General features: G+C 37.7%; 11 protein-coding genes. All 11 read right to left on the minus strand.

The features are described from left to right. Positions 1-179 precede the first annotated feature (179 nt). The 11 genes from BR87_RS06875 to BR87_RS06935 all read right to left on the minus strand — a co-directional run bounded on the left by BR87_RS06875 (position 180) and on the right by BR87_RS06935 (position 12,825). Positions 180-950: a hypothetical protein gene (locus tag BR87_RS06875; protein WP_035030249.1), complete on the minus strand. Its 771-nt coding sequence runs from the start codon at positions 948-950 to the stop codon at positions 180-182. Between the two features lie 139 nt (positions 951-1,089). Beyond that, on the minus strand, positions 1,090-1,980 hold the full coding sequence (gene htpX / locus BR87_RS06880; protein WP_035030251.1) for a zinc metalloprotease HtpX: 891 nt from the start codon (positions 1,978-1,980) through the stop codon (positions 1,090-1,092). A gap of 581 nt (positions 1,981-2,561) precedes the next feature. Further along, positions 2,562-3,116 carry a LemA family protein gene (locus tag BR87_RS06890; RefSeq protein ID WP_035030256.1) on the minus strand — a complete coding sequence of 185 codons (555 nt, stop codon included), beginning with the start codon at positions 3,114-3,116 and terminating at the stop codon, positions 2,562-2,564. 119 nt (positions 3,117-3,235) lie between these two features. Beyond that, entirely contained in the window at positions 3,236-3,499 is a 264-nt protein-coding gene (locus tag BR87_RS06895) for a type B 50S ribosomal protein L31 (RefSeq protein WP_035030259.1), read from the minus strand. 385 nt (positions 3,500-3,884) lie between these two features. Continuing rightward, a complete protein-coding gene (locus BR87_RS06900) occupies positions 3,885-5,288 on the minus strand; it encodes an ISLre2 family transposase (protein WP_035030262.1) in 1,404 nt (467 codons plus the stop codon). Positions 5,289-5,465: 177 nt separating this feature from the next. Further along, a complete protein-coding gene (rho, locus tag BR87_RS06905) occupies positions 5,466-6,761 on the minus strand; it encodes a transcription termination factor Rho (RefSeq protein WP_035030265.1) in 1,296 nt (431 codons plus the stop codon). Between the two features lie 11 nt (positions 6,762-6,772). Next, a complete protein-coding gene (locus BR87_RS06910; RefSeq protein WP_035030268.1) occupies positions 6,773-8,041 on the minus strand; it encodes a UDP-N-acetylglucosamine 1-carboxyvinyltransferase in 1,269 nt (422 codons plus the stop codon). A gap of 838 nt (positions 8,042-8,879) precedes the next feature. Continuing rightward, a complete protein-coding gene (gene fba, locus BR87_RS06920) occupies positions 8,880-9,737 on the minus strand; it encodes a class II fructose-1,6-bisphosphate aldolase (RefSeq protein ID WP_035030273.1) in 858 nt (285 codons plus the stop codon). A 138-nt stretch (positions 9,738-9,875) separates the two neighbouring features. After that, positions 9,876-11,480, minus strand: coding sequence for a CTP synthase (locus tag BR87_RS06925; RefSeq protein ID WP_035030276.1), 1,605 nt, complete (start codon positions 11,478-11,480; stop codon positions 9,876-9,878). A gap of 236 nt (positions 11,481-11,716) precedes the next feature. Then, positions 11,717-12,343, minus strand: coding sequence for a DNA-directed RNA polymerase subunit delta (rpoE, locus tag BR87_RS06930; protein ID WP_035030279.1), 627 nt, complete (start codon positions 12,341-12,343; stop codon positions 11,717-11,719). Positions 12,344-12,387: 44 nt separating this feature from the next. Then, positions 12,388-12,825: a YwiB family protein gene (locus BR87_RS06935; RefSeq protein ID WP_226799738.1), complete on the minus strand. Its 438-nt coding sequence runs from the start codon at positions 12,823-12,825 to the stop codon at positions 12,388-12,390. Positions 12,826-12,850: the final 25 nt, after the last annotated feature.

Raw genomic sequence — 12,850 nt, forward strand, 5'->3', positions numbered from 1 at the left:
CATATTTTTTTTTATAAAAACAGGCTGCATTTTGGGATAGCCGTTCTTATCTATACGAACTTCTTTTTTAGAGATTTAACTGCTTCTTTGCTTTATAGGCATCCATCTACACTGGTTGAAATTTTTTTAAAAAAAGACAAAAAAAGGCCAAGAAAACGGCTGGGTTCTCTTAACCTATTTTATTTCAATAATGGCTGAAGCGTCTCTTCTTCTTTCAACGACCAGCTCTCATCTCTGCTATCATAACAAATCGTTCCAATTAATTCATTTTTCGAAAAAGTTTTATTAACGTCTCTTAAACGATCTTCCACTAAGAAAATCGGAATTTTACAGATAGTATCCTCATGCTGCATTTGTTTAAAAGAAAAAATAACTCCTTCTCGCAAGTAAGGGACTAGTTCTTTGACTAATTCAGTTGGTATGGATTTAATTGTTATAGCTTTTCGAAAAAGCTTTTTCTTTTCATTGAATTTTGCTTCCAATAAAGCGGTCAGATTATCGCTTAACAATACATAAAATTGTTCTAAATAGCGAAAGTATATTTTTCTGAAATTATCCGGTAACGATAAATAAATATAATTATTTTGTAATTTATAATAAAAGGGTGAGTGAAGGTGGGTATACGCATGGGCAATGTACAATAACTCAGAGATTTCTACAGGCGTTAACTGTCTCAATAGCTCTACACTTTCAAAATCTATCCATTTAATCGAACCGCCTGTTAAAGTTTGCAAATGATTATCAAAATAAGCACGCACATTCTCTACTCCACGAATGATTCGAAATCCAGTATGAGCATCAAAATCACCTATATCTTCCGAGGCATTCAGCAACAGAATATTTTTAGGTACTTTTTTAATAATTTTTGTATAATTTGTCAGTATAAGACCTTTGCTTAAAACTGAATTTGTCACACCATCCAAATGAACGTAAATATATTCTGAAGACAAAATTCGCCCCTCCTTTTACTTTATCCTATTCTTCATTGTACTACGGAACCCGTTTTTTTTCTGTATCAATTCAATGATATTATCATTACAAAGAAAGCATCGGAAGCGTTTTATTAAGTCAGTCCGGTAACAATCGTTTTTACATTTCTTCCAGACGTTCTATTCTCGCTTCTATGGAAGGATGAGTATCCATTAAAGAACTGCTTTTTTTCTTTTTAAAGGGATTATCAATATATAGCGCTGCACTGGTGGGATCTGCTTTTTTCATAGGCGGACTATCCGATATTTTAGTTAATGCTGAAATTAACCCTTGTGGATTACGTGTCAGCTCTACTGCTGAAGCATCTGCCAAATATTCGCGGTTTCGCGATAACGCCAGTTGAACAAGCGTTGCTGCCAACGGAGCCAAAATAATCAGAACTAAAGAAATCACCATAAAAATTAAACCGCCAGTATCATTTTTATTATTTTTACGTCGTCCACCGCCGCCAAACCACAACATCCGAGTCCCCATATTAGCCAATAACGCAATCACGGCTGTTAAAGCTAGAGCAATAGTCGACAACCGGATATCATAATTGCGAATATGCGACAGTTCATGAGCCATCACGCCTTCCAGCTCTTCTCGATTTAACCGTTCCATAATTCCAGTAGTCACTGCAACAGCTGCTTTATCAGGGGCATTGCCTGTAGCAAATGCATTAGGACTCGCATCTTCAATCACATAAATTTTAGGCATGGGAACTTTACTGATCAAAGCCAATTCTTCTACCACATTCCATAAAAGCGGATACTGTTCTTTGCTGGTAATTTCTTTTCCGTTATTTAAACTCATTACAATATTGGTAGAGTTTGAAATGGTCAAGCCCATATATCCCGCCGCCACAATTGCAGCTAATAGAATCCCCGCCCGGGCACTACTGAAATTCAAGTACCCTACCGCTCCGCCTATTATCAAAACTAAAACAAAAAAACCAACCATCAATAAAATCGTTTTCCGCTTATTCTGCTCAATTTGTTGGAATAACATGCTCTGCCCCCTTCCTTTCATCCAATCAGATTCCTTAATTCAAGTATACCACAGCTCTTTGAATGGGGCTAAAATCTACATTCTCTATTTTCGTCCAATCTTTTTTCTTTAGACGTTCGATCTTTCTTTCCTGCCGCAAATAGGAACGACAAATCTAAAGAACATTCAAAAAAATCGGTACATTAATCGGATCAGTTGAATTAGAGAGGAGTGGTTTAATTGATTAAGCAGAAATCCATGGAAGTTTGAGTTTGCGTGACTTAAAGGTAGTAATTCAAACTACTTAAGGCACGCAAAAGTAGATTACGTGCCCTAAAGATAGCTATTCAACGTCTTTAAGTCACAAAAAAGGACTTTCCGTGTCTTAATAGTAGTATTTCATCCTCTTTAAGGCACGAAAGAAAAGCTACGCTAAATAAACCTGCTCCTTTATGAATACGCTCTTTCTTCCATGCCTCTAACAGCTTAAAAAACAACAAAAAAAAACCAGAGTAGATTTCTCTACTCTGAAAATGTCCAACTTTTTTGAGTGGTTTTAACACTTAAGTTCTTTTCTATTCTGAATTTTTTAGCTGACCAATTTAGAAAGAAACTTTTGGTACAGCTTTTTCTTCAGTAGGGGTTTCTAGCATCGCTTCTGGTTTAAATCCATGTATACCAGCTACGAGATTGCTTGGGAAAGCTTGTAATTTAATATTGTACGTTGCTACACTCGAATTGTATAATTGACGGGCATAAGCAATTTTATTTTCCGTAGAAGTGAGTTCTTCTTGTAATTGGGTAAAGTTCTGATTAGCCTTTAAATCAGGGTAATTTTCACTGAGTGCAAAAATGGTCTTTAAAGAGTCCGTTAGCTGATTAGAAACTTGCATTTGTTCTTCTCGATTTTCAGAAGGTATTTGAGTTAATTGATTGCGCATTTGAATGACTTTGGTCAATGTTTCTTGTTCGTGTTTCGCATATCCTTTGACCGTTTCCACTAAATTAGGAATTAAATCGTTCCGACGTTTTAATTGGACATCGATCTGGCTCCACGCTTCTCTGACCCACATTCTCGCTTTAACCAAATTATTATACAAGCTGATGTATACTAGTACTAATAGGACAATTATAACGATCATAACTAGCCAAACCATAGTTTGCACACCTCTCTTTTCTTTTATTCATCGTAACAAATAACCTCCAAAAAAGCACGCAATATGGAAAATGGGTACAAAAAAAGCCCCGAGTATCGGAGCTTTCAAAGAATTTGATTTTATTCGGCTGCGTTTGCATCTGCCAAACCGTATTTTTTGTTGAAACGGTCGACACGTCCATCTGCTTGTGTGAACTTTTGACGTCCAGTATAGAATGGGTGTGAATCAGATGTAATTTCAACACGGATTAATGGGTAAGTGTTACCATCTTCCCACTCAACAGTTTCACTTGAATGTTTAGTAGAACCAGACAAGAATTTAAAACCAGTTGTAGTATCCATGAAGACAACTTGTTGATATTTTGGATGAATTTCTTGTTTCATATGTTCTCGCTCCTTTGCCCTGATGCATCTGCTGAACCAGAGTTTTTATTATTTTTAGACAACATTAGCATACTAACATGTTTCTTGCCATAATGCAAACAAATCTTACTACTTTGTTAGTGTCAAGATATTCTCGGTAAAATCACAAAAAAGGGTAAACCACTTTTTATTCCTAACAATTATAGGATTAGTTGGTTTTTTTGTTCGGTTTTCTTATCGTTTTTCTCGCAAATCCTTGACAAGGGGCCCGTTTCTCTTGAACCCTATTACCTGTTCCTTTCAAAAAAATTTAAACACGTCTCTATCATCAGTCTACTAAAGGAAAACCCCTTATCAAGGATCGAGTCGTATCTCGTGCACAGCACGATCTCCACTCTTTTGCTGGCTAATAGCTAAAAATAGCGCTCAAGTTTCCCGTGCTGCTGGAACGACTTGCATAAGGGATTGATCCATGACGGACGCCTTCATGAGTTTGATGGGGTACTTTTTTATGGGCTGCCTTAAGGGCAGCTTTATAAGACGCACTGACTTGTTTCTTATACTCCGGCTGCTGTTCAATGATGGCTCGATCTAAGGTTCCGTTTTTTAAACCCTCAATCACATAAACGACATGGGTCAATCCTTTTTTAGACCAATACTTTCCTTGGCCTTTTACACGATAGCTATAAGGGCGGTGGTTGCTCTCACAAGTTCCAATACCGTGCGCTGCTTCTCCCAGCCCTCGTTTATAAATGGGCGTCAAATACTCCCAGTTTCTTGAAAGGTAGCCTCTTAATCGTCTGATTTGCTCTTCTAGTTGAGCTACTTGTTCGTCTCCAATGATACTATCAGCTGTATCTAAAACGGCTTCGACTGCTTCCCACTCGTGATCTTGGATGGCTTTTTTTAGAGGAGATTGTAACTCAGGAACGAAGTTCAGTCGTTGTTTGATCTTTTGATTCACATGATACGTATCTCGTACATGTTCATGACGCAAGCAGCCTTGAACGATCGCATTAAATTTATCGAATTCATATCCAGAACCTCCATCACTGTTTGAAATGACAAGCGTATTTGTTAAGTCATAGTTGAGATAAAGGTAGTTTTGCACGAGACTCCAAGCCACTTCAGTACTGTCTGTGGAAGAGAAGTAATGCGTTCCTATTAAACGAGTTCGTTTGCCGTTTTTCTCGACTCCTTCGGCAATTTGGATCCGATGGATCTCTCCACGTTTCTTTTTGATTTCTTTATACATCAGCCCATCGCCTTCTATGTACAGAAAAGGAACGTTCTTTTTCTCTTTCGGCTCAGTCAGTTTAGTGACGTCTAAAAGATGATTTTCTGTGTAATTCTGTTGAAACTCTCCCACTGTATCCAAGACGGCTTTGACTTTTGTATGGCTGATCGTAAAAGGCGTTAATAAGGCCGTTGCTTGTGCCGTTTTTCTTAATACTGTGCCGGAGGCAATCTCCGCAATGTTCCGTAAAAGAAGAGGAGAAAACGTTTCTCTTGAAATAAAGCCCATTTCTTTATCTAATGGATAAAGTGCTTTTTCCGCTTCTTTTTTCATTCTTCTTCGCTTGAATGTAACTTTTCCAAAAAGAAACTGAATCGTACGAAAATCTCTTTTCTCGATTCTATAGCCTTGTTTCTTATATTCCTCTGCTAATCCATCATCGATACTCTCTAAAACAACCTGCATCATATCGCTGATTTTATTTGAAAAATAAACTTGTAATTTTCTTTCTACATCGATTCCATCATTGGAACCCTTTATTATTTCGATAATTTCTGTTAAACTAAAATCCACGGAAAGTCATCCTCTACGATTATATTTAGGCGTACGAACCTATAATTGTATTGTAATGACTTTCCTCTTTTTTTGTCAATTTCATAAAAAACAAGAATTGTTCGGCTTTGAACGTTTTAAATTCTCTACCACCAAAAATTTTACACTAAGTACTACTTTTTCAACTGCATCTTACTTTTATTTTCGCTGATTTCGGGTGTTTCTTGTTTGTGTAAAGTTCTTTTCAGAAAAGCCTTCAAAAAAGTGTTGATTGTCGGTTGTTTTACGTAAAAACTTGATAAATTGATCCGTAAATTCTAACGCGTCACCTGTCATTGCGTGTCGCAACTTCCAAATTTCTTCTAAGCGGCTGTTATCCAACAATAATTCTTCTTTTCTGGTACTCGATTTTTTGACATCGATAGCAGGGAAAATACGTCGTTCTGCTAACTCTCTTGATAAATGCAACTCAGAGTTACCGGTTCCTTTGAATTCTTCATAAATAATGTCATCCATCCGACTACCTGTATCAACTAAAGCCGTAGCTAATATTGTCAGGCTGCCGCCTTCTTCGATATTTCGCGCCGCTCCAAAGAAACGTTTTGGCCGATACAAGGCTGCTGGGTCAATCCCTCCGCTCAACGTTCTGCCGCTTGGCGGGATGACTAGATTATAAGCTCGTGCTAAACGCGTAATGCTGTCCATCAAGATAATGACATCTCGCTTGTCTTCAACTAACCGCATCGCTCTTTCTAGTACCAGTTCTGCAACGCGCACATGATTTTGCGGTTGTTGATCAAATGTTGAAGAAATCACTTCGCCTTTTACGCTTCGTTCAATGTCTGTTACTTCTTCTGGCCGCTCATCGATCAGCAACACAAGCAACTCTGCATCTGGGTGATTTTTCGCGATTCCATTGGCGATTTCTTTTAAAAGAGTCGTTTTACCCGCTTTTGGCGGAGCTACAATTAAACCACGTTGGCCAAATCCGACCGGAGCTACAATATCGATCATACGATTAGAAATTTTAGCTTGTTCTGTTTCTAGTTTCATCTGACGATCAGGATATAAAGGGGTTAATGCCGGAAAATGCGAACGTTCTTTAGCTTCTTCCGGATTCTTTCCATTCACCTTGTTTACATGCATTAATCCATAATAACGTTCAGACGGTTTTGGCGGCCTTGCTTTTCCCGTAACTTTGTCTCCATTACGCAAACCAAAGCGTTTGATTTGCGAAGAGGAAATATAAATGTCTTCTTTACTGGGCGTGTAATTGATCGGTCTTAAAAAGCCAAAGTCTTGCTGCGCCATAATATCTAACACACCTTCAGCAATAAAGAATCCTTGTTTTTCCTCTTGTGCACGAATAACCGCCAAAGCTAATTCCTTTTTATTCATTTGACTGTAATAAGGAATTTTTAATTCTTTGGCAAAAGTATAAATCTCTTTTAACGTTTTCTCTTCTAATTGCTCTATCGTTAATATTTCGCTCATATTTTTAGCTCCTATACGTCGGCTTTTATCATTTTGATGTCGGCACCTAATGCAGTCAGTTTCTCAACAATATGGTCATATCCTCGTAAGATGTTTTCAACACCTGTAACTGTTGTGGTCCCTTCAGCCATTAAACCGGCTATTACCAGACAAGCGCCTGCTCTTAAATCACTCGCTTCTACTTCTACACCTTTTAATTCACATGGTCCTTCTAATAGAATCAATTCGCCTTCTACTCGAGCACGTGCTCCCATTCTGACTAATTCTGGGATGTGTTTCACTCGTTTAGCATAAATAGTGTCTAAAATAGAAGATTCTCCTGCAGCTTTCAATATCAATGGGGTTAGCGGCTGCTGCAAATCTGTTGCAAAACCAGGATACGGCAGCGTTTTGACTGCTATCGGTTTTAATGGCTTAGATGCCTCTTTCACGCGAATGCTGTCCTCTCCAATTTCCATCGGAACTCCCATCTCTTCCATTTTAGCTAGCAGTCCTTCCAAATGCTCAACGATCACATTTTGAATTACAACATCTGAGCCGACTGCACCAGCTAAGGCTAGATAAGTTCCAGCTTCAATTCGATCTGGAATAACAGTATGACGGCAACCATGTAATTCCTCTACTCCTTCAATGCGAAGGATATCTGTACCGGCACCGCGAACTTTGGCTCCCATATTATTTAATAATGTAGCTACATCAATAATTTCAGGTTCACGAGCTGCATTTTCAATAATGGTTGTCCCTTTAGCTTTGACTGCTGCCAGCATAACATTAATTGTTGCTCCAATAGAAACAACGTCTAGATAGATTCGAGTACCGGTCATTCCTTCTTCAGGAGTTCTCAAATACATCGCGCCTAGTTCATTTTCAACTGTTGCTCCTAGTGCACGGAACCCTTTCAAATGTTGATCGATTGGACGCGGTCCTAAGAAACAGCCGCCTGGCAATCCAACAACTCCTTGTCCGTACTTTGTTAACAAAGCTCCCATAAAATAATAAGAAGCTCGTAAACTTTGTATTTTTCCATTTGGCATAGGAATAGAGATCATTTCAGTTGGATCGATAACTAATGTTGATCCGTCAAAAGAAGTCTTAACATGCATCACATTTAAGATTTCAATTAGCGAATGAACATCTTGAATATCTGGTACACCTTCTAACGTTACGGGAGAATCTGCTAAAATTGAAGCCGGAATCAAAGCGACTGCACTATTTTTTGCCCCAGTGATCGTGACTTTTCCAGAAAGTTTTTTTCCCCCATTAATAACTAATTTATTCATTTAATACCCTCACTTCATTAATTTAACGATTTTTTTATTTTACATATACTATTCAATTCTTAAAGAAACTTATTTCTTAATTTATAACTAAAAAAATAGTAAGAGACAATTGATGTCTCTTATAAGATTCTCTTTCTACACTACAATCCATTCTAGAACCCGATTGACAATGAAGCAGTATTTTAATGTGATTTAATCATTTTGGTTCTTTGAAAAAAACGGCAAAAAAACTAGACGGTCAAGTACACGGAAGTTGAATGGAGCAGATAGGTTAAACCTACATTGAAAAAGCTGTTTATAAAAGCCGGTACAACGAGATTAACACGAGGTTAGTTAACATATATTTTTGCTTTTCGTTCACTTAAATACACTGTTCTATGTTACTACACTATTCACTAACATACAATTTTTATATTTTTTTATTACTAGAAGAAGGGAGAAAATGAAAATTTGATGAGTGAAACGTGCTTTCTTTCATTTAAAATGCACATTCTAAAAAAGGTTCTTTATCGAATTGTGTTAGTCATGCTTAATAATGAAATTTCCTCCGGAATTTACGCGTCTGCTTGCAAGAGCCATGGGAACGACTGGAGCCTTACTTGTCTCCAGCCTTTCAAGCCTCAAACGAAGCCTAACCGCTTCGTAATTCGCATTGAATCCTTTACATGGCTGCAAGGAGCCGCTATTCCTCCGAAAATTTCAAGTTGTGGAATAGACTCATTCTTCTTACCAACACTAAAAATAATAGAACCCTAAAAAAAGAATCAGAGCCAAAGTCGCGTTAACGCGACTTTGGCTCTGATTCTTTTTTCTTGCTAATGTGTTGTACAGTGGGAATTTATGCTTTGTTTGATGAACCAAAACGTTGCATAGTTTCTTTAACTTTTTCAACAATTTTTTCTTTACCTGGTGCAATAACTTTACGAGGGTCGTAAACTTTATCATCAGTAGCTAATTTTTCACGAACAGCTGCAGTCCAAACTTGTTGCAACTCAGTATTCACATTGATTTTAGAGTGACCATTTTCAATTGCTTTTTTAATTTGGAATTCAGGAATTCCAGATCCACCATGTAAAACAAGTGGAGCATGTGTTAATTCAGAAATTTCTTTCATTTCGTCAAAACCTAAAACAGGTTCGCCTTCGTAGTCTCCGTGAACAGAACCTAAAGCTGCAGCTAGTGCATCAATGTTTGCTTCTTTAACCATACGTAGACATTCTTGAGCATCAGCGTATTGAACTCCTCCAGTAACGCCATCTTCCGTTCCGCCAACTGTTCCTACTTCAGCTTCAACAGAAGCGCCTTTTGAATGAGCATATTCTACGACTTTTTTAGTTGCAGCAATATTTTCATCAATTGGGTATGCTGAGTTATCGATCATTACAGAAGAAAATCCTGCATCAATTGCTTCTTTACAGTTTTCAAAAGAAGAACCATGGTCTAAATGTAGAGCAACAGGAACAGTAATGTTCATTGTTTCCATTAACGCTTCAACCATTGCAGCAACAACTTTTGAACCGCCCATGTATTTTCCAGCACCTTCAGAAACACCCAAAATTACTGGAGATTTTTCTGCTTCAGCAGCTTCTAAAACCGCTTGTGTCCATTCAAGGTTGTTGATGTTGAATTGACCTACAGCATACTTACCTTCTAATGCTTTATTTAACATATCTGTCATACTAACTAAACGACTCATGTATTTTCCTCCTTAAGGAAAAGATATTATTTGCCAAGGTCTTCCCCTAGCCAACATTTTCATTATACCAAACAAAATAAACTATTTCCATACTTATTCAGCCATTTGTCGCGATTCTCAATGAGATTAAAACAAATATTAGTGCTGATTTTTTAATGAAGCTTTCACAAAACCTGAGAATAGTTTTTGTGGGCGATTCGGCCGTGAAAGAAATTCTGGATGGAATTGACAAGCCACATAAAATGGGTGATCTGACAATTCAACGATTTCAACCAAGCGGTTATCTGGTGAAACACCTGAGAATACTAACCCTTTTTCTTCTAATAACGAACGGTACTCATTGTTGAATTCGTAACGATGACGGTGACGTTCTTGCACGACTTCCATATTGTCATAGTTTTCAGCTGCAACAGAACCTGGTTTTAATTTACATGGGTATAATCCAAGGCGTAATGTTCCGCCCATTTCGACTACATCCTTTTGATCAACCATCAAATCAATGATGTTATAAGGTGTTTCTGGATCTGTTTCGGCAGAATGTGCGCCTTCAAGTCCTGCTACATTACGAGCAAACTCAACACAAGCTAACTGCATGCCTAAACAAATTCCAAAGAAAGGAACCCTATTTTCACGGGCATATTGAATAGCAGCAATTTTCCCTTCTAATCCACGGTCACCAAAGCCGCCAGGGACTAGAATACCATCTGCATCTTTTAATACTGCAACAACGTTTTCTGACGTTACTTCATCCGCATTGATCCACGCTATTTCAATTTCTGAATCTTCTGCATAACCTGCATGATTCAATGACTCTACCACTGACAAGTAAGCATCTGGCAGTTCGACATATTTACCAACTAAGGCGATTTTAGTTTTTTTAGATAAATTCAACACTTTTTCTTCTAACTTGATCCATTCCGTCATATCAGCAGGTGGAGCATCGATTTTCAGATGATCACAAACGATTTGATCCATTCCTTGTTTTTGCAAGTTCAACGGAATGGAATACAACGTGTCAACATCTAATGATTCAATTACTGCTTCAGGTGCTACATCACAAAATGAAGCTAATTTGTCTTTCATGCTTTGTGAAATTGGGCGTTCAGTACGCACCACTAAAATATTAGGTTGGATTCCTAATCCTCTTAATTCTTTAACGCTATGTTGGGTCGGTTTTGTTTTCATTTCTCCGGCAGCGCCTAAATAAGGGATAAGCGTAGTATGGATATAGACTACATTATCGGATCCTACTTCTCTTTTCATTTGACGCAAAGCTTCTAGAAACGGCAAAGATTCAATATCTCCAACGGTACCGCCGACTTCAGTAATCACGATATCTGAATCTGTGGTTTGTCCGGCACGCATAATTTTTTCTTTGATTTCGTTTGTAATATGCGGAATGACTTGAACCGTTGCTCCTAGGTATTCACCTTTCCGTTCTTTGCGGATAACTTCAGAATATACTTTTCCAGTCGTTACATTCGAATATTGATTTAAATTGATATCAATAAAGCGTTCGTAGTGACCTAAATCTAAGTCAGTCTCTGCGCCATCATCCGTTACAAATACTTCCCCATGTTGGTATGGACTCATTGTTCCTGGATCCACATTGATATAAGGATCGAATTTTTGAATGGTGACCTTCAATCCGCGGTTTTTTAATAATCGTCCCAAAGAAGCTGCTGCAATACCTTTACCAATTGAAGAGACCACTCCACCTGTTACAAAAATATACTTCGTCATTTTATCGAACTCCTTTTGGCTTAATTTGGGTAGTCAAACAAAAAAAACAAGGCTCCCTATTCCGTTAAGAATAGGGAGCCAATAAATTACTTTTAGTCCTTGTCCCTTAAAAATCCTTTAAGGGAGCCCAACAAAGATAATACAGTCTTAAGTTACCCTCGTCAAGAGTTTTATCTTTATTTTTCATTTCTTTGCTGACTCTAAAAAAGCAGTTCGAAATGAAGGCAATTCATTTACTAGTGCGTGCTTAAATTAAAGTCGTCATCATCGTCATCTGGTTCATCGTACTCATCGACTACATTCAATTCGCCTTCTACACCATCTGGCAATTCATCTTCAGTATCTTCGTCATCGGCGCCAATTTCACTAAGGTCTTGTTTGTATTTTCCGATGTCTTCTTTATCTTCTTCTTCAATGACTACGCCGTCACTGTCTACCAGAAGCTCTTCTTCTTCTTCTTCATCTTCGTCTTCTACATAGTCATCTTCTGGGTCATCATTGCTGTAATCAATTTCATCTTCACTTGAAACAAAAGCACTGACTTTTTTACGTTTTTTGCGGCGTGGAGCTTCATCTTCATTTCCTTGAGTAACTTCTTCATCGATAAAATCGATTGGATACCATGAGCGCAAGCCCCAACGGTTTTCCCCAAGAGAAATAAAACTTCCATCAATGTTTAAATCTGTATAAAATTGAGAAAGTTGGTTATTTACTGTTTCTGTACTCATTCCTAAAAATTCTTTGATTTCTTTTAATAAAGTAGCAAAATCTAAAATTTCACCGTTTTCTTCTAAAATGGCATGAGCGACTTCTATCATTGATAATTCATTTTTATTTTGTCCATCAAATCTTTCAAGTTTCACGAAAGCCACGTCCTTTCAACAGTCTACTCTTTATCATACTATATTTAAACAGTAAAAAGCAATTGTAATTTGTAATTTCCTAATTTTTCTTTATTGAAATACAAATCGTATTCCATTCGTAATTCTCCTGAAAAAGGCTGGTCCCGGTAACTGATTCGTAATTGACGAGTGACTGTTTCCATCGTAATCATCCCTTGCGGTGTATGGTAACTTGTTTCATACCGTTCTCCTTCGCCAAAGCGCATACGTGTAGTTGTTTCTCCTCTGCGAATAATCGTCACCACTCCCGATGCATCTAACTTAACGGTTACCGGAATTTCAACTGCATCATGCGTCTCTTGATAGCGTATGTAATAAGCTCCATTCATATACACTACTTTGCCTGTCTCATCAAATGCAAAATTCTCAACTGAAGCTCCTTGCGAAATAGTCGTTTTCATTTTAATTTTAGCCGGCATCCCTTTACTTAAATCCATTTCCATTTAAAATAATCCTTTCATTAATGAT

Origin of the sequence: Carnobacterium mobile DSM 4848 (assembly GCF_000744825.1) — a bacterium.
Taxonomy (GTDB): domain Bacteria; phylum Bacillota; class Bacilli; order Lactobacillales; family Carnobacteriaceae; genus Carnobacterium_A; species Carnobacterium_A mobile.

Coding starts and splice junctions, on each gene's coding strand:
- htpX (WP_035030251.1), bottom strand. CDS start 1,980: ATGTTATTCCAACAAATTGAGCAGAATAAGCGGAAAACGATTTTATTG.
- BR87_RS06910 (WP_035030268.1), bottom strand. CDS start 8,041: ATGAATAAATTAGTTATTAATGGGGGAAAAAAACTTTCTGGAAAAGTC.
- BR87_RS06890 (WP_035030256.1), bottom strand. CDS start 3,116: ATGGTTTGGCTAGTTATGATCGTTATAATTGTCCTATTAGTACTAGTA.
- fba (WP_035030273.1), bottom strand. CDS start 9,737: ATGAGTCGTTTAGTTAGTATGACAGATATGTTAAATAAAGCATTAGAA.
- BR87_RS06925 (WP_035030276.1), bottom strand. CDS start 11,480: ATGACGAAGTATATTTTTGTAACAGGTGGAGTGGTCTCTTCAATTGGT.
- BR87_RS06895 (WP_035030259.1), bottom strand. CDS start 3,499: ATGAAACAAGAAATTCATCCAAAATATCAACAAGTTGTCTTCATGGAT.
- rho (WP_035030265.1), bottom strand. CDS start 6,761: ATGAGCGAAATATTAACGATAGAGCAATTAGAAGAGAAAACGTTAAAA.
- BR87_RS06935 (WP_226799738.1), bottom strand. CDS start 12,825: ATGGAAATGGATTTAAGTAAAGGGATGCCGGCTAAAATTAAAATGAAA.